At 58.8% G+C, this 22,892-nt stretch carries 19 protein-coding genes and 2 tRNA genes; 20 read left to right on the forward strand and 1 reads right to left on the reverse strand.

Annotation, left to right across the window (positions count from 1 at the left end):
- Positions 1–54: 54 nt before the first annotated feature.
- The 7 genes from dnaK (at position 55) to TO66_RS04210 (ending at position 9,865) form a co-directional block, all read left to right on the forward strand.
- A complete protein-coding gene (gene dnaK / locus TO66_RS04180) occupies positions 55–1,971 on the forward strand; it encodes a molecular chaperone DnaK (protein ID WP_044461138.1) in 1,917 nt (638 codons plus the stop codon).
- Positions 1,972–2,296: 325 nt separating this feature from the next.
- The gene (gene dnaJ, locus TO66_RS04185; protein WP_044461139.1) at positions 2,297–3,421 is read left to right on the forward strand and encodes a molecular chaperone DnaJ; all 1,125 of its coding nucleotides are present in this window, start codon (positions 2,297–2,299) and stop codon (positions 3,419–3,421) included.
- A gap of 10 nt (positions 3,422–3,431) precedes the next feature.
- Complete coding sequence (gene dapB / locus TO66_RS04190; RefSeq protein WP_044461140.1) at positions 3,432–4,238, forward strand: 4-hydroxy-tetrahydrodipicolinate reductase; 807 nt, start codon at positions 3,432–3,434, stop codon at positions 4,236–4,238.
- A gap of 258 nt (positions 4,239–4,496) precedes the next feature.
- A complete protein-coding gene (gene carA / locus TO66_RS04195; RefSeq protein WP_044461141.1) occupies positions 4,497–5,633 on the forward strand; it encodes a glutamine-hydrolyzing carbamoyl-phosphate synthase small subunit in 1,137 nt (378 codons plus the stop codon).
- Positions 5,634–5,737: 104 nt separating this feature from the next.
- Positions 5,738–8,959 (forward strand): carbamoyl-phosphate synthase large subunit, encoded by a 3,222-nt coding sequence (gene carB, locus TO66_RS04200; RefSeq protein WP_044461142.1) that lies wholly within the window; start codon positions 5,738–5,740, stop codon positions 8,957–8,959.
- Positions 8,956–9,432: a transcription elongation factor GreA gene (gene greA, locus TO66_RS04205; RefSeq protein WP_044461143.1), complete on the forward strand. Its 477-nt coding sequence runs from the start codon at positions 8,956–8,958 to the stop codon at positions 9,430–9,432. The genes carB and greA overlap by 4 nt, the downstream gene beginning before the upstream one ends.
- Positions 9,433–9,460: 28 nt before the next feature.
- Positions 9,461–9,865 (forward strand): hypothetical protein, encoded by a 405-nt coding sequence (locus TO66_RS04210; protein WP_044461144.1) that lies wholly within the window; start codon positions 9,461–9,463, stop codon positions 9,863–9,865.
- Positions 9,866–9,877: 12 nt separating this feature from the next.
- Here the strand turns inward: TO66_RS04210 and TO66_RS04215 are convergent, their stop codons facing one another.
- A complete protein-coding gene (locus TO66_RS04215; protein ID WP_044461145.1) occupies positions 9,878–10,186 on the reverse strand; it encodes a YhbY family RNA-binding protein in 309 nt (102 codons plus the stop codon).
- Between the two features lie 106 nt (positions 10,187–10,292).
- Between TO66_RS04215 and rlmE the strand changes: the two genes are divergently transcribed.
- From rlmE to truB, 13 genes are all read left to right on the forward strand, one after another.
- Complete coding sequence (gene rlmE, locus TO66_RS04220; RefSeq protein WP_044461146.1) at positions 10,293–10,922, forward strand: 23S rRNA (uridine(2552)-2'-O)-methyltransferase RlmE; 630 nt, start codon at positions 10,293–10,295, stop codon at positions 10,920–10,922.
- 199 nt (positions 10,923–11,121) lie between these two features.
- The gene (gene ftsH / locus TO66_RS04225; protein WP_009046930.1) at positions 11,122–13,026 is read left to right on the forward strand and encodes an ATP-dependent zinc metalloprotease FtsH; all 1,905 of its coding nucleotides are present in this window, start codon (positions 11,122–11,124) and stop codon (positions 13,024–13,026) included.
- 8 nt (positions 13,027–13,034) lie between these two features.
- On the forward strand, positions 13,035–13,886 hold the full coding sequence (folP, locus tag TO66_RS04230; protein WP_044461147.1) for a dihydropteroate synthase: 852 nt from the start codon (positions 13,035–13,037) through the stop codon (positions 13,884–13,886).
- A 16-nt stretch (positions 13,887–13,902) separates the two neighbouring features.
- Entirely contained in the window at positions 13,903–15,240 is a 1,338-nt protein-coding gene (gene glmM, locus TO66_RS04235; protein ID WP_044461148.1) for a phosphoglucosamine mutase, read from the forward strand.
- A gap of 66 nt (positions 15,241–15,306) precedes the next feature.
- Entirely contained in the window at positions 15,307–16,062 is a 756-nt protein-coding gene (tpiA, locus tag TO66_RS04240; protein ID WP_044461149.1) for a triose-phosphate isomerase, read from the forward strand.
- A 4-nt stretch (positions 16,063–16,066) separates the two neighbouring features.
- Positions 16,067–16,450 carry a preprotein translocase subunit SecG gene (gene secG, locus TO66_RS32270; protein WP_080926012.1) on the forward strand — a complete coding sequence of 128 codons (384 nt, stop codon included), beginning with the start codon at positions 16,067–16,069 and terminating at the stop codon, positions 16,448–16,450.
- A gap of 29 nt (positions 16,451–16,479) precedes the next feature.
- Positions 16,480–16,565, forward strand: a tRNA-Leu gene (locus tag TO66_RS04250).
- A gap of 96 nt (positions 16,566–16,661) precedes the next feature.
- A tRNA-Met gene (locus TO66_RS04255) sits at positions 16,662–16,738 on the forward strand.
- A gap of 130 nt (positions 16,739–16,868) precedes the next feature.
- Positions 16,869–17,327 (forward strand): ribosome maturation factor RimP, encoded by a 459-nt coding sequence (gene rimP, locus TO66_RS04260; RefSeq protein ID WP_044465946.1) that lies wholly within the window; start codon positions 16,869–16,871, stop codon positions 17,325–17,327.
- A 47-nt stretch (positions 17,328–17,374) separates the two neighbouring features.
- Complete coding sequence (nusA, locus tag TO66_RS04265) at positions 17,375–18,856, forward strand: transcription termination factor NusA (RefSeq protein WP_009046934.1); 1,482 nt, start codon at positions 17,375–17,377, stop codon at positions 18,854–18,856.
- 26 nt (positions 18,857–18,882) lie between these two features.
- Positions 18,883–21,402, forward strand: coding sequence for a translation initiation factor IF-2 (gene infB / locus TO66_RS04270; RefSeq protein ID WP_044461151.1), 2,520 nt, complete (start codon positions 18,883–18,885; stop codon positions 21,400–21,402).
- A gap of 159 nt (positions 21,403–21,561) precedes the next feature.
- Positions 21,562–21,957 (forward strand): 30S ribosome-binding factor RbfA, encoded by a 396-nt coding sequence (rbfA, locus tag TO66_RS04275; RefSeq protein ID WP_044461152.1) that lies wholly within the window; start codon positions 21,562–21,564, stop codon positions 21,955–21,957.
- 3 nt (positions 21,958–21,960) lie between these two features.
- On the forward strand, positions 21,961–22,878 hold the full coding sequence (gene truB / locus TO66_RS04280; RefSeq protein ID WP_044461153.1) for a tRNA pseudouridine(55) synthase TruB: 918 nt from the start codon (positions 21,961–21,963) through the stop codon (positions 22,876–22,878).
- Positions 22,879–22,892: the final 14 nt, after the last annotated feature.

The raw sequence follows: 22,892 nt of genomic DNA on the forward strand, positions 1-22,892 counted from the left end.
GCAGTCAGCCACCACTGCTGCGGCAACAAAATCTAAAGTTTCGGGAGAGTTAACATGGGCAAAATTATCGGTATCGACCTGGGGACTACCAACTCCTGCGTCTCCATTCTTGAAAACGGCAACGTAAAGGTTATTGAAAACGCTGAAGGCGCGCGTACTACGCCGTCCATCATCGCTTACGCCAACGATGGCGAGATCCTGGTTGGCCAGTCGGCCAAGCGTCAGGCAGTGACCAACCCGCACAACACCCTGTACGCGGTGAAGCGTCTGATCGGTCGTCGTTTCGACGAAGAAGTCGTACAGAAAGACATCCAGATGGTCCCTTACAAGATCGTCAAGGCTGACAACAGCGACGCCTGGGTGGAAGTGAACGGCCAGAAAATGGCACCTCCACAGATCTCGGCTGAAATCCTCAAGAAAATGAAGAAAACCGCCGAAGACTACCTCGGCGAGGCTGTGACTGAAGCGGTGATCACCGTTCCGGCCTACTTCAACGACAGCCAGCGCCAGGCGACCAAAGACGCCGGCCGCATCGCGGGCCTGGACGTAAAACGTATCATCAACGAACCCACCGCGGCCGCTCTGGCCTACGGCATGGACAAGGCCAAGGGCGATCACACCGTAATCGTTTATGACCTGGGTGGCGGTACCTTCGACGTTTCCGTGATCGAAATCGCTGAAGTCGATGGCGAGCACCAGTTCGAAGTACTGGCGACCAACGGTGACACCTTCCTCGGTGGTGAAGACTTCGACATCCGTCTGATCGACTACCTCGTGGACGAGTTCAAGAAAGAAAGCGGCATGAACCTCAAGGGTGACCCGCTGGCCATGCAGCGCCTGAAAGAAGCTGCGGAAAAAGCCAAGATCGAGCTGTCCTCGAGCCAGCAGACCGACGTCAACCTGCCGTACATCACTGCAGATGCCACCGGTCCTAAGCACCTGAACGTGAAGATCTCCCGCGCCAAGCTGGAATCGCTGGTCGAAGACCTGGTTCAGCGCACCATCGAGCCTTGCCGCATCGCCATGAAAGACGCCGGTATCGACGTCAGCAAGATCAACGACGTGATCCTGGTCGGTGGTCAGACCCGTATGCCGCTGGTTCAGAAGACCGTTACCGACTTCTTCGGCAAGGAAGCACGCAAGGACGTGAACCCGGACGAAGCAGTTGCCATGGGTGCTGCCATCCAGGGCGCGGTATTGGCTGGTGACGTAAAAGACGTACTGCTGCTGGACGTCAGCCCGCTGACCCTGGGTATCGAAACCATGGGTGGCGTGATGACCGCGCTGATCGAGAAAAACACCACGATTCCTACCAAGAAATCGCAAGTGTTCTCGACTGCCGACGACAACCAGGGCGCTGTGACCATTCACGTGCTGCAAGGCGAGCGTAAGCAAGCCGCGCAGAACAAGTCCCTGGGCAAGTTCGACCTGGCCGAGATTCCGCCGGCTCCACGCGGCGTGCCACAGATCGAAGTGACCTTCGACATCGACGCCAACGGCATCCTGCACGTAGGTGCGAAAGACAAGGCGACCGGCAAGACTCAGTCGATCGTGATCAAGGCCAACTCCGGTCTGTCCGAGGAAGAAATTCAGCAGATGGTTCGCGATGCTGAAGTCAACGCCGAAGAAGACCGCAAGTTCGAAGAGCTGGCCAGTGCGCGTAACCAAGGCGATGCCCTGGTTCACTCGACTCGCAAGATGATCGCTGATGCGGGCGACAAAGTGACCGCTGAAGAGAAGGCTGCGATCGAAGCTGCCGTGGTTGCTCTTGAAGCCGCTGTTAAAGGCGACGACAAGGCTGCCATCGACGCCAAGGTCGAAGAGTTGTCGAAAGTATCGGCTCCGGTTGCTCAGAAGATGTACGCCGAGCAGGCTCAGCCAGCAGAAGGCGCGGCAGCGCAGGGCGAATCGGCCGAGAAAGCCGATGATGTCGTCGACGCCGAGTTCGAAGAAGTAAAAGACCACAAGTAAGACTGCTTGTTGGTCGGCCGGTTGACTGCCTTCGTGCGGTGACTGGTAGGATGTCGCCGCGCGGGAGCTTGCTCCCGCGTTGGCGTGTCTGGAGCAAGCGAAAATTTTTTACGGCGTGCGACCCTTTCGCGCGCTGGCGGTACGAGTGGAAATGCTCCTGCTTTCCGTTCGGGACTACCGCAATTGTCGGCCAGTCTGTTGGTCGTCCATCCAAGACCAGGATCGTTGAATTGACGTGAGTTGGGTCCGGGCCTGTAGTGGGGCTCAACGAGTTTGGCGGGGCTCAGGAGAGCGTTGCCGGACGTCCTTAAGAGTGCGAAGACTTATGGCAAAGCGTGACTATTACGAAGTATTGGGTGTGGAGCGAGGCTCGAGCGAAGCTGACCTGAAAAAGGCTTACCGCCGCCTGGCGATGAAGCACCACCCTGACCGTAATCCCGGCGACAAGGCGTCGGAAGATCTGTTCAAGGAGGCCAACGAGGCCTACGAAGTTCTGTCTGATTCGAGCAAGCGCGCGGCCTATGACCAGTACGGTCATGCCGGTGTCGACCCGAGCATGGGTGGCGGCGGTGCTGGCTTCGGTGGTCAGAATTTCTCCGACATCTTTGGCGATGTCTTCAGTGATTTCTTTGGTGGCGGTCGCGGCGGCTCTCGTGGCGGCGCCCAGCGTGGCAGCGACCTGCGCTACACCCTGGAATTGAACCTGGAAGAAGCGGTTCGCGGCACCACCGTGAATATTCGTGTGCCGACGCTGGTCAATTGCAAGCCTTGCGACGGTTCGGGCGCCAAGAAGGGGTCTTCGCCTGTCACCTGTCCGACCTGTGGCGGTATCGGTCAGGTGCGCATGCAGCAGGGGTTCTTCTCGGTGCAGCAGACCTGCCCGCGGTGCCATGGCCAGGGCAAGATCATTTCCGACCCGTGTGAGTCCTGTCACGGCGAAGGTCGTGTCGAAGAGTACAAGACGCTGTCGGTGAAAGTGCCGGCGGGTGTGGATACCGGTGATCGCATTCGTCTGTCCGGCGAAGGTGAGGCGGGTACCCAGGGTGGCCCGACGGGCGACCTGTATGTGGTGATCAATGTGCGTGAGCACGCGATTTTCCAGCGCGACGGCAAGCATCTGTTCTGTGAGGTGCCGATCAGCTTCGTCGATGCGGCGCTAGGTGGCGAGCTGGAGATCCCGACGCTGGACGGCCGGGTCAAGCTGAAGATCCCTGAGGGCACCCAGACCGGCAAGCAGTTCCGCGTGCGTGGCAAGGGCGTGGCTCCGGTGCGAGGCGGTGGCGCTGGCGACCTGATGTGCCGTGTTGCGGTGGAAACTCCGGTGAACTTGAGCCGCCGTCAGCGTGAGTTGCTCGAAGAGCTGCGCGGATCCCTGGCGGACGACAATAGCCACTCGCCGAAAACCGCTGGCTGGTTCGAAGGCGTGAAGCGCTTCTTCGGCGACCTGTAAGGAGCGGGACATGCGACGTATAGCTGTGATGGGCGCTGCAGGGCGCATGGGCAAGAACCTGGTCGAGGCGGTGCAGCAGCGCTCGCCGCTCTCCGGGCTGACTGCCGCGATCGTGCGGCCTGGCAGCTCGCTGGTCGGTGCGGATGCTGGTGAGTTGGCTTCGTTGGGGCGTATCGGTGTGCCGATGTCCGACAGTCTGGAAAAGGTTGCCGATGAATTCGATGTGTTGATCGATTTCACGCTGCCGGAAGTGATGCTGAAAAACCTGGCGTTCTGCCGGAAGGCAGGCAAGGCCATGGTGATTGGCACCACTGGCCTGGGTGCCAAGGAGAAGCAACTGCTGGCCGAGGCGGGCAAGGATATTCCGATCGTGTTCGCGGCCAACTTCAGCGTTGGCGTCAACCTGTCGCTGAAACTGCTCGATATGGCAGCCCGTGTGTTGGGCGATGACGCGGATATCGAAATCATCGAAGCGCATCACCGGCACAAGATCGATGCGCCTTCAGGGACTGCCTTGCGCATGGGCGAGGTGATTGCCGATGCGTTGGGGCGTGACCTGCAGAAGGTCGCGGTGTACGGGCGTGAAGGTCATACCGGCGCGCGTGAGCGGGAAACCATTGGTTTTGCCACCGTGCGCGGCGGCGATGTGGTGGGTGATCATACGGTGCTGTTCGCTGCTGAGGGCGAGCGCCTGGAGATTACCCACAAGGCTTCCAGTCGCATGACCTTTGCCAAGGGCGCGGTGCGTGCTGCTTTGTGGCTGGACGGTCGTCCGGCGGGTCTTTACGACATGCAGGATGTGCTGGATCTGCGTTGAGAAGCATCCAAAACAGGGCTTGGCTTCACACTTGAGCCCGGTTTTATCCCGCTAAGCGATGTTCTGTCGCATTCCTCTGCCTTTAAGGCTCTTTAGCGGTGGACCGAAAAAGCCTTTTTCTGTAAGCTACAGCTTTAGTGTGTCCACTAAAAGCGCGCAGAATAATTCAGTGAAGAAGCGGGGTGACGTGTCCATACGTCACTCCGCTTTTTTACAACCTGCGATCGCCCTTTCAGGTTCTATTTACGGGAGGTCTTCTTGACTAAGCCAGCCATACTCGCCCTTGCTGATGGCAGCATTTTTCGCGGCGAAGCCATTGGAGCCGACGGTCAGACCGTTGGTGAGGTGGTGTTTAACACCGCAATGACCGGCTATCAGGAAATTCTTACCGATCCTTCCTACGCCCAACAGATCGTTACCCTGACTTATCCACATATCGGCAATACCGGCACCACGCCGGAAGATGCCGAATCCGATCGTGTCTGGTCGGCCGGTCTGGTGATTCGCGATCTGCCGCTGGTCGCGAGCAACTGGCGTAACACCTTGTCCCTGTCCGACTACCTGAAAGCCAACAATGTGGTGGCGATCGCCGGTATCGACACCCGTCGCCTGACGCGCATCCTGCGCGAAAAAGGCGCGCAGAACGGCTGCATCATGGCCGGCGACAATATCTCCGAGGAAGCGGCCATCGCCGCGGCGCGCAGCTTCCCGGGCCTGAAAGGCATGGATCTGGCGAAAGTCGTCAGTACCAAGGAAAGCTACGAGTGGCGCTCCAGTGTCTGGAACCTGAAGACTGACAGCCACCCGACTCTCGAGGCTTCCGAGCTGCCTTACCACGTGGTCGCCTACGACTACGGCGTCAAGCTGAACATTCTGCGCATGCTGGTCGAGCGTGGCTGCCGCGTGACCGTGGTGCCGGCGCAAACCCCGGCCAGCGAAGTCCTGGCGCTCAAGCCTGACGGCGTGTTCCTGTCTAACGGCCCTGGCGATCCCGAGCCTTGCGACTACGCCATCCAGGCGATCAAGGACGTGCTGGAAACCGAGATCCCGGTATTCGGTATCTGCCTGGGCCATCAGCTGCTGGCCCTGGCCTCCGGTGCGAAGACCGTGAAGATGGGCCATGGTCACCACGGCGCCAACCACCCGGTCCAGGATCTGGACAGCGGTGTGGTGATGATCACTAGCCAGAACCACGGCTTTGCGGTGGACGAAGCCACGCTGCCGGGCAACGTGAGGGCGATCCACAAATCGCTGTTCGACGGCACTCTGCAAGGTATCGAGCGTACCGACAAGAGCGCATTCAGCTTCCAGGGCCACCCTGAAGCGAGCCCGGGCCCGAACGATGTGGCGCCGCTGTTCGATCGCTTCATCAACGAGATGGCCAAGCGACGCTGAGTGCTCGCCCCTGAAGGTGGTCCCGGCTTCGGTGGCCCCTTCAGCGCTTCAGAGATTTGATCAAGACGGCTTGCCGACTGACCTGCGGATTCGAGTGACAACCCATGCCAAAACGTACAGACATTAAAAGCATCCTGATTCTCGGCGCTGGCCCGATCGTGATCGGCCAGGCCTGCGAATTCGACTACTCCGGCGCCCAGGCCTGCAAGGCCCTGCGCGAAGAGGGCTACCGGGTCATCCTGGTGAACTCCAACCCGGCGACCATCATGACCGACCCGGCCATGGCAGACGCTACCTACATCGAGCCGATCAAGTGGCAGACCGTTGCCAAGATCATCGAAAAAGAGCGTCCGGACGCCTTGCTGCCGACCATGGGTGGCCAGACTGCGTTGAACTGCGCCCTGGACCTGGAGCGCGAAGGCGTTCTGGAGAAGTTCGGTGTGGAAATGATCGGCGCCAACGCCGATACCATCGACAAGGCTGAAGACCGTTCGCGCTTCGACGCCGCGATGAAGGCAATCGGCCTGGAGTGCCCGCGCTCCGGTATCGCCCACAGCATGGACGAGGCCAACGCGGTTCTCGAGAAGCTGGGCTTCCCGTGCATCATCCGTCCGTCCTTCACCATGGGCGGCACCGGTGGCGGCATCGCCTACAACCGTGAAGAGTTCGAAGAAATCTGCGCCCGTGGCCTGGACCTGTCGCCGACCAAGGAACTGCTGATCGACGAATCGCTGATCGGCTGGAAAGAGTACGAGATGGAGGTGGTCCGCGATAAGAAGGACAACTGCATCATCGTCTGCTCGATCGAGAACTTCGACCCGATGGGCGTGCACACCGGCGACTCGATCACCGTGGCTCCAGCCCAGACCCTGACCGACAAGGAATACCAGATCCTGCGTAACGCCTCCCTGGCGGTACTGCGCGAGATCGGCGTGGAAACCGGTGGCTCCAACGTTCAGTTCGGCATCTGCCCGAACACTGGGCGCATGGTGGTTATCGAGATGAACCCGCGGGTATCCCGCTCCTCGGCTCTGGCCTCGAAAGCGACCGGCTTCCCGATCGCCAAGGTCGCGGCCAAGCTGGCCGTGGGCTACACCCTGGACGAACTGTCCAACGACATTACCGGCGGCAAGACCCCGGCGTCCTTCGAGCCGTCCATCGACTACGTCGTGACCAAGCTGCCACGTTTTGCCTTCGAGAAATTCTCCAAGGCCGACGCACGCCTCACCACGCAAATGAAGTCGGTAGGTGAAGTCATGGCCATTGGCCGGACCTTCCAGGAGTCCCTGCAGAAAGCCCTGCGTGGCCTGGAAGTTGGCGTTTGCGGCCTGGACCCGAAGCTCGACCTGAGCAACCCGGAAAGCCTGAACGTGCTCAAGCGCGAGCTGACCGTGCCGGGCGCCGAGCGCATCTGGTACGTGGCCGATGCCTTCCGTGCCGGCATGACCGTCGAGCAGATCTTCGGCATGAACATGATCGACCCTTGGTTCCTGGTGCAGATCGAAGATCTGATCAAGGAAGAAGAGAAGGTCAAGACTCTCGGGTTGTCGGCCATCGACCGCGACCTGATGTTCCGTCTCAAGCGCAAAGGTTTCTCCGATCAGCGTCTGGCCAAGCTGCTGGGCGTAACCGAGAAGAACCTGCGCACCCATCGCCAGAAGCTGGAAGTATTCCCGGTCTACAAGCGCGTCGACACCTGCGCGGCCGAGTTCGCCACCGATACCGCCTACCTGTACTCGACCTATGAGGAAGAGTGCGAGGCTGCTCCTTCGGGTCGCGACAAGATCATGATCCTGGGCGGTGGTCCGAACCGTATCGGTCAGGGCATCGAGTTTGACTATTGCTGCGTGCACGCGGCACTGGCCCTGCGCGACGACGGTTACGAGACCATCATGGTCAACTGCAACCCGGAAACCGTTTCCACCGACTACGACACCTCCGACCGCCTGTACTTCGAGCCCGTTACGCTGGAAGACGTGCTGGAAATCGTCCGTGTCGAGAAGCCGAAGGGCGTGATCGTCCAGTACGGTGGTCAGACACCGCTGAAACTGGCGCGTGCCCTGGAAGCCGCTGGCGTGCCAATCATCGGTACCAGCCCGGACGCCATCGACCGCGCCGAAGACCGTGAGCGCTTCCAGCAGATGGTCGAGCGCCTGAACCTGCGTCAGCCACCAAACGCCACCGTGCGCAGCGAAGACGAAGCGATTCGTGCCGCAGCCAAGATCGGTTATCCACTGGTGGTGCGCCCGTCCTATGTATTGGGCGGCCGGGCGATGGAAATCGTTTACGAAGAAGAAGAGCTCAAGCGCTACCTGCGTGAAGCGGTGCAAGTGTCCAACGACAGCCCGGTCCTGCTGGATCACTTCCTCAACTGCGCCATCGAGATGGACGTGGATGCGGTTTGCGACGGCAAGGACGTGGTGATCGGCGCGATCATGCAGCACATCGAACAGGCTGGCGTGCACTCCGGTGACTCCGCTTGCTCGCTGCCTCCGTACTCGCTGCCTGCGCACATCCAGGACGAGATGCGCGAGCAGGTCAAGAAGATGGCCCTGGAACTGGGCGTGGTTGGCCTGATGAACGTACAGCTGGCCCTGCAGGGTGAGCAGATCTACGTCATCGAGGTGAACCCGCGCGCTTCCCGTACCGTACCGTTCGTTTCCAAGTGCATCGGTGTTTCCCTGGCGATGATCGCTGCGCGGGTCATGGCGGGTAAGACCCTGCAAGAGCTGGGTTTCACCAAGGAAATCATTCCGAACTTCTATAGCGTCAAGGAAGCGGTATTCCCGTTCGCCAAATTCCCGGGCGTCGACCCGATCCTCGGCCCAGAGATGAAGTCGACCGGTGAGGTGATGGGCGTTGGCGATACCTTCGGCGAGGCCTTTGCCAAGGCGCAGATGGGTGCCAGTGAAGTGCTGCCGACCGGCGGTACTGCGTTCATCAGCGTTCGTAACGATGACAAGCCGTTGGTGGCGGGCGTGGCTCGCGACCTGATCAACCTGGGCTTCGAAGTAGTGGCTACTGCCGGTACCGCCAAGTTGATCGAGGCGGCGGGCTTGAAGGTGCGTCGTGTGAACAAGGTGACCGAAGGCCGTCCGCACGTGGTCGACATGATCAAGAATGACGAAGTCACGCTGATCATCAACACCACCGAAGGTCGTCAGTCGATCGCTGACTCCTATTCCATTCGTCGTAACGCCTTGCAGCACAAGATCTACTGCACCACGACCATTGCTGCTGGCGAAGCTATCTGTGAAGCGCTGAAGTTCGGTCCCGAGAAGACTGTGCGCCGCTTGCAGGATCTACACGCAGGATTGAAGGCATGAATAAATACCCAATGACCGTCCAGGGCGCCAAGGCCCTGGAGGAAGAGCTGACGTTTCTCAGCAAGGTCGAGCGGCCGCGTTTGAGCCAGGCCATCGGTGAGGCTCGGGAGCTCGGCGACCTCAAGGAAAATGCCGAATACCATGCCGCTCGCGAAGAGCAGGGGATGGTCGAGGCGCGCATCCGCGACATCGAGGGCCGCCTGCAAAACGCAGTGGTCATCGATGTGACGACCATTGCGCATACAGGCAAGGTGATTTTCGGCACCACCGTCGAGATCGCCAACGTTGAGACCGATGAAAGCGTTACTTACCAGATCGTTGGTGAGGATGAGGCTGATATCAAACTCGGAAAAATCTCTGTAGGTTCGCCAATTGCCCGTGCCTTGATCGCCAAGGAAGAGGGTGATGTGGTGGCCGTTAAAACGCCAAGCGGCGTGATCGAGTACGAGATTGTCGAAGTCCGTCACATCTGAGCGAGGGCGCCTGCTGAAGGCGGGCGCCATGCTTTGGCAGCTGGCCCAGATGTTATGGGTCGGTGGGGTGTGGTTGTTGCATATCGGTTTATTGCCGGCGCTCGGTCAGATTGGCCTGGCGCCGCTGCTGATCGAAGAAATTGGCAATATGCTGAGCGGGCTGCTGGTTGGTTTTTCGGCGGTCTGCATTGCTCTTCAGGTGCTGGTGTTAGTGCGTGCTGAAGGGCTGGCGAGCTTGTGGCGGGATATGCGTGGGCAGTTGCTGTTGATGGGGCTCTATGCCAGTGCGATGTACTTCGCGGTGCGTATCGGGCTGCCGGATGCCGAGCGCTGGTCGTTGTTCAGCTATCTTGTCTTGGGCTTCTCCGGTCTGGTGCTGGTGTTGCAACCGGTACCGGGATGGAGTGGCAGGGCGCGCGAAGCGCACCCTTGACCCTCGCCGACGTCAATGGAAGCGATGGACGTTGGACAGTTGCTTGTTTACCTTGGCGTTCTTGCGATAAATCAATGCCATTTTGCCGATGACCTGTACCAGGTCTGCCTTGCCGGCCTTGCACAGTTCTGCAATGGCCTCCAGGCGGGATTCGCGTTCGAGGATGTTGAGCTTGATCTTGATCAGCTCGTGATCGCTCAAGGCGCGTTCAAGTTCGGCCAATACACCTTCGGTCAAACCGTTGTCAGCCACAATCAATACTGGTTTCAGATGGTGGCCAATGGATTTGTACTGTTTCTTCTGCTCTTGAGTGAGCGGCATAATCTGACCCCTGCGTCTGATCTTGTAAAAAGCGGCGGCCAGTTTACCCGAGCGCGTCCGGGACCGCCCAGTTAATCACGACCCGTTTTATTTTTTGAGGTGGCCCGTGGCCCGTTCCAAGACAAGCCATAACTGGCTGAAAGAGCACTTCAACGACCCGTTCGTCAAAATGGCGCAGAAAGATGGGTATCGTTCGCGTGCCAGCTACAAATTGTTGGAAATCCAGGAAAAGGATCGCCTGATCCGCCCGGGAATGAGCGTGATCGATCTCGGTGCGGCCCCTGGCGGCTGGTCGCAGGTTACCAGTCGTCTGATTGGCGGGCAGGGCCGGTTGATTGCCTCCGACATCCTGGAAATGGATGGTATTCCTGACGTGACCTTCATTCAGGGCGACTTTACCGAGGATGCGGTACTGGCCCAGATTCTCGAGGCTGTCGGAAATTCCGAAGTCGACCTTGTGATTTCCGATATGGCCCCCAATATGAGTGGTACGCCAGCGGTAGATATGCCGAGGGCGATGTTCCTATGTGAATTGGCCTTGGATTTGGCGGGGCGGGTTCTTCGTCCTGGTGGCGACTTCCTGATCAAGATTTTCCAGGGAGAAGGTTTCGACGAATACCACAAGAACGTTCGCAAGATGTTCGACAAGGTTGTGATGCGCAAACCGAGTTCTTCCCGCGATCGTTCGCGCGAGCAGTATCTGCTGGGGCGCGGTTTTCGCGGGCGTATTGAATAGCGACGTTTTGACTGGGTTGATAGTTTTTTCGTATTTCGTCCTGGGCGCTTAAACGAATATTGTGTCATCTGGGTTTCACAAAGGGTTACAGACGGTGCCTGCCAGAGCTGTAGGTAATGTAGTAAGTTAGGTCGGTGAATATCATGCGAAGCGCGCGCCAGCAGCGGAGCTTGCTTCAGAGGGTAGTTAATTGAACGATATGGCAAAGAATCTGATCCTGTGGTTGATCATCGCGGCCGTCCTGGTGACTGTGATGAACAACTTCTCCAGCCCTAACGAGCCGCAGACCCTCAACTATTCCGACTTCATCCAGCAAGTTAAGGATGGCAAGGTCGAGCGCGTAGCCGTTGATGGCTATGTGATTACTGGTAAGCGCAACGATGGTGACAGTTTCAAGACCATTCGCCCTGCGATTCAGGACAACGGTCTGATCGGTGATCTGGTAGATAACCACGTAGTCGTCGAAGGCAAGCAGCCTGAGCAGCAAAGCATCTGGACCCAATTGTTGGTCGCCAGCTTCCCAATCCTGGTGATTATCGCGGTCTTCATGTTCTTCATGCGGCAGATGCAGGGCGGTGCCGGAGGCAAGGGCGGGCCGATGAGCTTTGGCAAGAGCAAGGCGCGCCTGCTGTCCGAAGATCAAGTGAAAACCACCCTGGCGGATGTTGCCGGTTGTGATGAAGCCAAGGAAGAAGTGGGTGAGTTGGTGGAGTTCCTGCGCGATCCAGGCAAGTTCCAGCGCTTGGGTGGCCGTATTCCGCGCGGTGTGTTGATGGTAGGTCCTCCTGGTACAGGTAAGACCCTGCTGGCCAAGGCCATTGCCGGCGAAGCCAAGGTACCGTTCTTCACCATTTCTGGTTCCGACTTCGTTGAAATGTTCGTCGGTGTGGGCGCCAGCCGCGTTCGCGACATGTTCGAGCAGGCCAAGAAGCACGCTCCATGCATCATCTTCATCGACGAGATCGATGCCGTCGGTCGTCATCGTGGCGCTGGCATGGGCGGTGGTCATGATGAGCGTGAGCAGACCCTCAACCAGTTGCTGGTCGAGATGGATGGCTTTGAAATGAACGATGGCATCATCGTTATTGCAGCGACCAACCGTCCCGATGTACTGGACCCGGCACTGCTGCGTCCCGGCCGTTTTGACCGTCAGGTCGTGGTGGGGCTGCCGGATATCCGTGGTCGTGAACAGATTTTGAAGGTTCACATGCGTAAGGTGCCGATGGGTGAGGATGTCGCTCCTGCGGTCATCGCTCGTGGTACTCCTGGTTTCTCGGGTGCCGACCTGGCCAACCTGGTGAACGAGGCATCGCTATTCGCGGCCCGCAGCGGCAAGCGCATTGTCGAGATGAAAGAGTTCGAACTGGCAAAAGACAAGATCATGATGGGCGCGGAGCGCAAATCCATGGTCATGTCCGAGAAAGAAAAGCAGAACACCGCTTATCACGAAGCTGGTCATGCGATCGTGGGGCGCGTGGTGCCTGAGCACGATCCGGTCTACAAGGTTTCGATCATCCCTCGTGGTCGAGCGCTGGGCGTGACCATGTTCCTGCCGGAAGAAGATCGCTACAGCCTGTCCAAGCGTGCGTTGATCAGTCAGATCTGTTCGCTCTATGGCGGTCGTATCGCCGAAGAAATGACGCTGGGCTTTGATGGCGTAACCACCGGCGCCTCCAACGACATCATGCGCGCCAGCCAGATTGCTCGGAATATGGTGACCAAGTGGGGTCTCTCCGAGAAACTGGGCCCCTTGATGTATGCCGAGGAGGAAGGTGAAGTCTTTCTGGGGCGTAGCGCCGGTAGCCAGCATGCCAGCCTGTCTGCAGAAACGGCCAAGCTGATCGACTCCGAGGTCCGCAGCATCATCGACCAGTGCTATGGCACCGCCAAGCAGATCCTCACGGATAATCGCGACAAGCTGGATGCGATGGCCGATGCCTTGATGAAGTATGAAACGATCGATGCGGAGCAGATCGACGACATCATGGCGGGACGCACCCCTCGCGAGCCTCGCGATTGGGAGGGCGGCTCGGGTACCACGCCTCCGGTGGTACAGAATGAGCGTCCAGAAACACCGATTGGTGGCCCGGCTGCTGACCACTAAGGTTTGAAATGACTTCTTCGTCGTCCTCGACCCGGTTGCCTTGCGGCAACCGGGTTCTTGATTTGGCCCATACGCATGTCATGGGCATTCTTAATGTCACCCCCGATTCATTTTCCGATGGTGGTCGCTTCAATCACCTTGATGCCGCTTTGCGTCATGCAGAGGCGATGGTGCAGGCTGGCGCTACGCTGATTGATGTGGGGGGCGAATCCACTCGTCCTGGCGCGCGAGCGGTGTCGCCGCTTGAAGAGCTTGAGCGTGTGGCGCCTATCGTCGAGCGTATCCATTGTGAACTGGATGTCATTATTTCAGTCGATACCTCCACTCCAGCGGTCATGCGTGAAACGGCGCGTTTGGGTGCAGGCTTGATCAATGACGTTCGTTCGTTGCGGCGCGACGGTGCGCTGGATGCGGCAGCGGCCACGGGCTTGCCTGTCTGTCTGATGCACATGCTCGGTGAGCCTGGCGATATGCAGGATAATCCTCGCTATCAGGATGTAACCAGGGAGGTGGGCGAATTTCTTGTTGAGCGCATGGCGCAGTGTGCGGCGGTTGGTATTGGCGCGGAGCGAGTGATCCTGGATCCAGGTTTTGGTTTCGCGAAAACCCTGCAGCACAACTTGAGTCTGTTCAAGCATATGGAGTCCCTGAATGCCCTTGGTCGGCCGTTGCTGGTTGGGGTTTCGCGAAAGAGCATGATAGGGCAGGCGTTGAATCATCCTGTTGATGGGCGCTTGTATGGCGGGTTGGCACTTGCCGCCTTGGCGATGACCAAGGGGGCGAGGATCCTGCGGGTCCATGATGTGGCCGAGACGGTTGATGTCGTGCGGATGATTACAGCTGTGGAATCAGCCGAATAAGAATGATGGAGCACTTATGAGCAAGAAGTACTTTGGCACCGACGGCATTCGCGGTCGTGTGGGTGTGTACCCTATTACCCCGGATTTCATGCTCAAGCTGGGTTGGGCCGCGGGTATGGCCTTTCGCAGCATGGGCGCCTGCCGTGTATTGGTAGGGAAGGACACGCGTATTTCCGGATACATGTTTGAATCCGCACTAGAGGCGGGTCTGTCTGCCGCAGGTGCGGATGTGATGCTGCTGGGCCCGATGCCTACTCCCGCGATTGCCTACCTGACCCGCACTTTCCATGCCGAGGCAGGGATTGTGATCAGCGCGTCGCATAATCCTCATGATGACAACGGCATCAAGTTCTTCTCGGGTGAGGGTACCAAGCTCCCGGATGAGGTTGAGCTGATGATCGAGGAGTTGCTGGATGCGCCGATGACCGTGGTGGAGTCGAGCAAGTTGGGCAAGGTCTCGCGTATCAATGATGCCTCGGGCCGCTATATCGAATTCTGCAAGAGCAGTGTTCCTTCCAGTACCAGCTTTGCTGGGCTGAAGATCGTTGTCGATTGCGCCCACGGTGCGACTTACAAGGTGGCGCCAAGCGTATTCCGCGAATTGGGGGCTGAGGTCGTAGTGCTCTCTGCCCAGCCTAATGGCTTGAACATCAACGACAATTGCGGCTCGACCCATATGGCGCAGTTGCAAGCGGCGGTGTTGGCTGAGCATGCCGATCTGGGTATCGCTTTTGATGGCGATGGCGACCGCGTGTTGATGGTCGACCATACAGGCGCAATCGTTGATGGTGACGAGCTGCTGTTTATCATCGCCCGGGATATGCACGAGCGTAACAAGCTGCAGGGCGGTGTAGTCGGTACCTTGATGAGCAACCTGGGCCTCGAGTTGGCCCTGGCTGATCTGGGGATTCCATTCATTCGCGCTAATGTCGGCGATCGTTATGTCATCGCCGAGTTGCTTGAGCGCCAGTGGCTGGTAGGGGGTGAAAACTCCGGTCATATCGTTTGCTTCCAGCACACTACTACCGGGGATGCGATCATTGCGGCCCTGCAGGTATTGATGGCGTTGAAGCGCCGTAACGAGGGGCTGGCACAATCGCGCCAAGCGCTGCGCAAGTGCCCGCAGATTCTGGTCAATGTTCGCTTTGGCGGCGGCGCCAACCCTGTTGAGCATCCCGCGGTCAAAGAAGCCTGCGCGCGCGTTACCAGCGCGATGGCGGGGCGTGGGCGCGTACTGCTGCGCAAGTCGGGTACAGAGCCTTTGGTTCGCGTCATGGTCGAGGGTGACGATGAGGCTCAGGTTCGTGGCTATGCTGATGAACTGGCAAAACTGGTTGCGGAAGTTTCTGCCTGATTTCGGCTTGCCAGTGTTGATACGGTTGGGTAACATCTGCGCCCACTTTGACCGACGAGGTACAGCATGCGTCGCCCTATGGTAGCTGGTAACTGGAAAATGCACGGTACCCGCGCCAGCGTCGCTGAGCTGCTCAATGGCCTGCGTCATCTGGCCTTGCCTAGCGGTGTTGATGTCGCGGTGTTCCCGCCTTGCTTGTATATCAATCAAGTGATTGATGGCTTGAAAGGCAAGTCGATCTCGGTCGGCGCGCAGAACTCTGCGGTGGAACCCATGCAAGGTGCGCTGACAGGGGAAGTTGCTCCGAGTCAGCTGGTGGATGCAGGTTGTTCCCTGGTGCTGGTTGGGCACTCCGAACGTCGCCTGATGATGGGTGAGCGTGACGGTACGCTGAATCGTAAGTTCGCAGCAGCACAGGCTTGTGGCTTGAAGCCGGTCTTGTGTGTAGGGGAAACCCTCGAGCAGCGCGAGGCCGGGAAGACTCTTGAGGTTGTCGGGCGTCAGCTGGGCAGCATCATCGAAGAGTTGGGTGTTGGTGCGTTTGCCAATGCCGTTATCGCTTACGAGCCGGTCTGGGCGATTGGCACCGGGCTGACTGCTTCGCCGCAACAGGCTCAGGATGTGCACAAAGCCATTCGTGAGCAGTTGGCGGCAGAAAACTCTGAGGTGGCACGAGGTGTGCGGCTTCTATACGGCGGCAGCGTGAAGGCGGCCAATGCGGTCGAACTGTTCGGCATGCCGGATATCGATGGGGGGCTCATTGGTGGAGCTTCCCTGAATGCAGATGAGTTCGGTGCGATCTGTCGCGCCGCGGGAAACTGAAAAAATGCTGGAAACAGTCGTAGTCGTTTTTCATCTGCTGGGTGCGCTGGGCGTAGTGGCTCTGGTATTGCTGCAGCAGGGTAAAGGTGCGGACGCTGGTGCGTCTTTCGGAGCAGGTGCTTCAAATACTGTGTTCGGAAGCCAAGGTTCCTCTACCTTTCTTAGTAAGTTTACTGCTATACTTGCCGCAGGTTTTTTCATAACCAGCTTAGGGTTAGGTTACTTTGCTAAAGAGAAAGCTCATGAGCTGACTCAAGTAGGTTTGCCAGATCCAGCGGTGCTTGAAGCGCCAAAGCAAAAACCGGCTTCTGATGATGTCCCGGTGCTCCAAGAGCAAAAGTCGGCAACCAATGCGACTGACGTACCTCAAGCTCCAGAGCAGAAGTAAGAAGAGTTTCATGCAGTAACGTAGTCTATGCCGAGGTGGTGGAATTGGTAGACACGCAACCTTGAGGTGGTTGTGCCCATAGGGTGTAGGGGTTCGAGTCCCCTTCTCGGTACCAATTATCAGGAGAGCCCGCTGTTGCGGGCTTTCTTGTAGGTGGAAGGTTACATTGACCCAAAAAGGGATCGATCGTATACTTCCGCCCCAGCTTTGTCGCGGGGTGGAGCAGTCTGGTAGCTCGTCGGGCTCATAACCCGAAGGTCGTCGGTTCAAATCCGGCCCCCGCAACCAGTTTTAGCGGAGCCCCTTTTCAGGGGCTTTTTGTTAGCTGGACACTTTATAACGCCGCTGTTCAACGGCGTTTCCGGGATGGGCGCTTCGCCCATTTTTTATTTGCACAAGCATGCACGAGGGGGTTCAGGTGTCGAGCAAGCTAGAACAGTTGCAGGCCTTGTTGGCCCCGGTGGTCGTGGCCCTTGGCTATGAATGCTGGGGTATCGAGTTTTCGGCTCAAGGTCGCCACTCACTGTTGCGCGTTTATATCGATAAAGAAGGCGGCGTGCTGGTGGACGATTGCGCCATCGTCAGCCGTCAGCTCAGCGGTGTTCTGGATGTCGAAGATCCGATCTCCGTTGAATACACCCTTGAAGTTTCCTCTCCTGGCATGGAACGCCCGCTGTTCACTCTTGAACAGTTTGCCAAGTATGTCGGTGAACAAGTGAAGATCAAGCTGCGCTCGCCTTTTGAAGGTCGGCGTAATTTTCAGGGCCTTCTCCGCGGTGTGGAGGAACAGGATGTCGTGGTGCAGGTGGATGACCATGAGTTCCTGTTGCCGATCGACATGATCGACAAGGCCCACATAATTCCCAGTTTTGACTGAGACGCGGATCCCGCGGATCCAATGGCTTGCGAAAGGCGAGGCGTACGATGAGCAAAGAAGTACTGCTGGTTGTTGAGTCGGTATCCAATGAAAAGGGTGTACCGGCAAGCGTGATTTTTGAAGCGCTGGAGCTGGCCCTGGCCACTGCTACCAAAAAGCGTTTTGAGGACGAAGTTGATCTGCGTGTGGAAATCAATCGCCACACCGGTGCTTACGAGACTTTCCGTCGCTGGACGGTAGTCGAAGAGGCGGATCTGGACGATCCGGCTGTGGAAACCTGGCCGAGCAAGGTCCAGGAAACCCATCCGGGTGCAAAAGTCGGTGATGTCGTCGAGGAAAAGATCGAGTCGATCGAGTTCGGCCGTATCGCTGCCCAGACTGCCAAACAGGTCATCGTGCAGAAGGTTCGCGAAGCAGAGCGCGCTCAAGTCGTCGATGCCTACCGCGAGCGCCTGGGTGAGATCATCTCCGGCACCGTGAAGAAAGTGACACGTGACAACGTGATCGTCGACCTGGGTAACAACGCCGAGGCGTTGCTGGCTCGTGAAGACATCATTTCCCGTGAGACCTTCCGTGTTGGCGTGCGTCTTCGTGCGCTGCTCAAGGAAATCCGCACCGAGAACCGCGGCCCGCAGTTGATCCTGTCGCGTACCGCGCCGGAAATGCTGATCGAGCTGTTCCGTATCGAAGTGCCGGAAATCGCCGAAGGCCTGATCGAAGTCATGGCGGCTTCCCGTGATCCGGGATCGCGCGCCAAGATCGCGGTCCGCTCCAAAGACAAGCGCATTGACCCTCAGGGCGCGTGCATCGGTATGCGCGGTTCGCGCGTCCAGGCCGTTTCCGGTGAGTTGGGCGGTGAGCGTGTGGACATCGTCCTGTGGGACGACAACCCGGCCCAGTTCGTGATCAATGCCATGTCGCCGGCCGAAGTTGCGGCCATCATCGTCGACGAAGATGCCCATGCCATGGATATCGCCGTTGGCGCAGACAACCTGGCTCAGGCCATCGGTCGCGGCGGCCAGAACGTGCGTCTGGCCAGCCAGTTGACTGGCTGGACCCTGAACGTGATGACCGAATCGGACATCCAGGCCAAGCAGCAAGCTGAAACCGGCGACATCCTGCGCAATTTCATCGAAGAGTTGGAAGTCGATGAAGAACTGGCGCAGGTGCTGGTTGATGAAGGCTTCACCAGCCTGGAAGAGATTGCCTACGTACCGTTGGAAGAAATGCTCAACATCGACGGCTTTGACGAAGACATCGTCAACGAGCTTCGCGCTCGTGCCAAGGATCGCTTGTTGACTAAAGCCATCGCTACTGAGGAAAAGCTGGCAGACGCCCATCCGGCCGAAGACCTGCTCTCGCTTGAGGGTATGGACAAGGATTTGGCGATGGAACTGGCGGTGCGCGGCGTAATTACCCGCGAAGACCTGGCCGAGCAGTCTATTGACGACCTGCTCGACATCGACGGCATTGACGATGATCGTGCCGGCAAGTTGATCATGGCCGCCCGAGCCCATTGGTTCGAGTAATAGGCGCGGCCTGAGGAGAGAAGTGCATGACGCAAGTCACGGTGAAACAACTGGCCGATGAGGTCAAAACACCGGTAGAGCGCCTGTTGCAGCAGATGCGTGAGGCAGGTCTGCCGCACACCGCCGCCGAGGAACATGTGAGCGACAGTGAGAAGCAATCCTTGCTGACTCACTTGAAAAGCAGCCACAAGGCGAAAGTGGAAGAACCGCGCAAAATCACTTTGCAGCGTAAAACCACCAGCACCCTGCGTGTTGCCGGCAGCAAAAGCATCAGCGTTGAAGTGCGCAAGAAGAAAGTCTTCGTACAGCGCAGCCCGGAAGAAATCGAAGCCGAGCGTCAACGTGAACTGGAAGAACGTCGCGCAGTAGAAAATGCTGCACGCCAGAAGGCTGAAGAAGAAGCCAAGCGTCGCGCCGAAGAAGAAGCGCGTCGCCAGCCTGCTGCTGCGCAACCTGCAGTCGTTGAAGCGGTTGCTGCCCCGGCCCCTGCCGTGGTTGCCGCGCCGATCATCGATGACGAACCTGTTGTCGCTCCAGCGCCAGTCGCTGACGTGCGCAAGAAGGACGAGCAGCGTCGTCCGGACAAGAGCCGCAACGACGACAACCGTCGTGGTGGCGATGGCGAGCGCAAAAACGCTCCGCATCGTGCTTCCGTCAAGGAAAAGGCTCCGGCTCCACGCGTTGCGCCACGTACCACCGACGAAGAAAGCGATGGCTTCCGTCGTGGGGGTCGCGGCAAGGCCAAGCTGAAGAAGCGTAACGCTCACGGCTTCCAGAGCCCGACCGGCCCTGTGGTGCGTGAAGTGAAGATCGGCGAGACCATCACTGTGGGCGACCTCGCCCAGCAGATGTCGGTCAAGGCTGCCGAAATCATCAAGTTCATGTTCAAGCTGGGCACCCCGGCCACCATCAACCAGGTACTGGATCAGGAAACTGCCCAACTGGTCGCTGAAGAACTGGGCCACAAAGTGACCCTGATCAGTGATACCGCCCTGGAAGATTCCCTGGCCGAGTCCCTGAAGTTCGAAGGCGAAGCGGTTCCTCGTGCGCCAGTGGTGACCGTAATGGGTCACGTTGACCACGGTAAGACCTCGCTGCTCGACTACATCCGTCGCGCCAAGGTTGCAGCTGGCGAAGCCGGCGGCATCACCCAGCACATCGGTGCTTACCACGTTGAAACCGAACGCGGCATGGTCACCTTCCTCGACACCCCGGGTCACGCCGCGTTTACCGCCATGCGTGCCCGTGGTGCCAAGGCGACCGACATCGTGATCCTGGTGGTTGCGGCGGACGACGGCGTGATGCCTCAGACCGTTGAAGCCGTCCAGCACGCCCAGGCAGCTGGCGTGCCTCTGGTGGTCGCGGTGAACAAGATCGACAAGCCGGGTGCCGACCTCGATCGCATCCGCAGCGAACTGTCGGTTCATGGCGTGACTTCCGAGGACTGGGGTGGCGACACGCCATTCGTTCCGGTTTCCGCGAAGATGGGTACCGGTGTCGACGAGCTGCTCGAAGCCGTGCTGCTGCAGGCCGAAGTGCTCGAACTGACCGCCACGCCGTCGGCTCCTGGTCGTGGTGTCGTGGTTGAATCGCGTCTCGACAAGGGCCGCGGCCCGGTGGCGACCGTGCTGGTTCAGGACGGTACCCTGCGTCAAGGCGACATGGTGCTGGTCGGCTCGAACTATGGCCGCGTGCGCGCCATGCTCGACGAGAACGGCAAGCCGATCAAGGAAGCGGGTCCGGCCATTCCGGTCGAGATCCTCGGCCTGGACGGTACTCCGGACGCTGGCGACGAGATGAGCGTGGTGGCCGACGAGAAGAAAGCCCGTGAAGTGGCTCTGTTCCGTCAAGGCAAGTTCCGCGAAGTCAAACTGGCTCGCGCCCACGCCGGCAAGCTGGAAAACATCTTCGAAAGCATGGGCCAGGAAGAGAAGAAGACGCTCAACATCGTCCTCAAATCCGACGTCCGTGGTTCGCTGGAAGCGCTGCAAGGTGCTCTGAACGGCCTGGGCAACGACGAAGTGCAAGTGCGCGTAGTCGGCGGCGGCGTCGGTGGTATCACCGAAAGCGACGCCAACCTGGCCCTGGCTTCCAACGCTGTACTGTTCGGCTTCAACGTGCGTGCCGATGCCGGCGCGCGCAAGATCGTCGAGCAGGAAGGTCTGGATATGCGTTACTACAACGTGATCTACGACATCATCGAAGACGTCAAGAAAGCCCTGACCGGTATGTTGGGCAGCGACGTCCGGGAGAACATCCTGGGTGTTGCCGAGGTTCGTGACGTATTCCGTTCGCCGAAGTTCGGCGCGATCGCCGGTTGCATGGTGATCGAGGGTGTCGTTCACCGTAACCGTCCGATCCGTGTACTGCGTGAAGACATCGTGATCTTCGAAGGCGAGCTGGAATCCCTGCGCCGCTTCAAGGATGACGCTTCCGAAGTACGTGCCGGCATGGAATGCGGTATCGGCGTGAAGAGCTACAACGACGTCAAAGTCGGCGACAAAATCGAAGTCTTCGAGAAGGTTCAGGTTGCTCGCAGCCTCTAACTCGCGCACTTCAAGAGCCATGATGGTCAGCCGCATGCATCTGCACGGCGCCTCATCCGGCCTCTAAACGCAACGCCCGGTCTGGCTTTTGTCAGGCCGGGCGTTTGCCGCTTTCAGACCTTGCGGGTTTCACCGCCAGGCAGCAACAGGTAACAAGACATGGCAAAAGAATACAGCCGTACCCAACGTATCGGCGATCAGATGCAGCGCGAGCTGGCTCAACTGATCCGTCGTGAAGTCAAGGACCCGCGCGTCGGCCTGGTCACCATCACCGCCGTTGAAGTCAGCCGTGACGTCGGTCACGCCAAGATCTTCATCACCGTGATGGGCCAGGACAATCCGGACGACATCGCCCAGAGCATCAAGGTGCTCAACTCGGCCGCCGGCTTCCTGCGCATGCAACTGGCTCGCGAAATGAAGCTGCGCAGCGTTCCACAGCTGCACTTCCACTACGACGAAAGCGTCGTGCGGGGCGCGCATCTGTCGGCCCTGATCGAGCGCGCCGTGGCCGAGGACAGCCAGCACGCTGATACACCCGAAGACACCAAGGAGTAAGCGGTGGCTCAGGTCAAGCGTATCCGTCGTAACGTCAGCGGCATCATCCTGCTCGACAAGCCGCTGGGGTTCACCTCCAACGCGGCGCTGCAGAAGGTCCGCTGGCTGCTCAACGCCGAAAAGGCCGGGCACACCGGTAGCCTCGATCCCCTGGCCACCGGTGTATTGCCGCTGTGCTTCGGCGAGGCGACCAAGTTCTCGCAATACCTGCTCGACTCCGACAAGGGTTACGAAACCCTGATGCAGTTGGGCAAGACCACCAGCACGGCCGATGCCGAGGGCGAAGTCCTGCAGACCCGCGACGTGACCGTTGGTCGCGCCGATATGGAAGCGGTGCTGCCACAATTTCGTGGGCAAATCAGTCAGATACCGCCGATGTACTCCGCGCTGAAGCGTGACGGCCAGCCACTTTACAAGCTGGCTCGTGCAGGCGAAGTGGTGGAGCGCGAGGCGCGTTCTGTTACTATTGCGCGCTTGGAATTACTCGCCTTCGAAGGCGATACTGCGCGGCTGGCGGTGGACTGCAGCAAAGGCACCTATATCCGTACCCTGGTGGAAGATATCGGTGAGAAGCTGGGTTGTGGTGCTTACGTCGCAGAACTGCGTCGCACCCAGGCCGGTCCTTTCAGCCTGGCCCAGACCGTCACGCTAGAAGAGTTGGAAGCGGTACATGCCGAAGGCGGCAACGAAGCGGTGGATCGCTTCCTGATGCCATCGGACAGCGGCCTGCTGGATTGGCCCCTGTTGCAGTTCTCGGAGCACAGCGCGTTCTACTGGCTCAACGGCCAGCCGGTACGGGCTCCCGATGCACCGAAGTTCGGCATGGTGCGGGTACAGGATCATAACGGTCGCTTTATCGGTATCGGTGAAGTGAGCGAAGACGGGCGCATCGCGCCGCGTCGACTGATTCGGTCGGAATGACCGGAACCAGCCTG

Origin of the sequence: Pseudomonas sp. MRSN 12121 (assembly GCF_000931465.1) — a bacterium.
Classification (GTDB): domain Bacteria; phylum Pseudomonadota; class Gammaproteobacteria; order Pseudomonadales; family Pseudomonadaceae; genus Aquipseudomonas.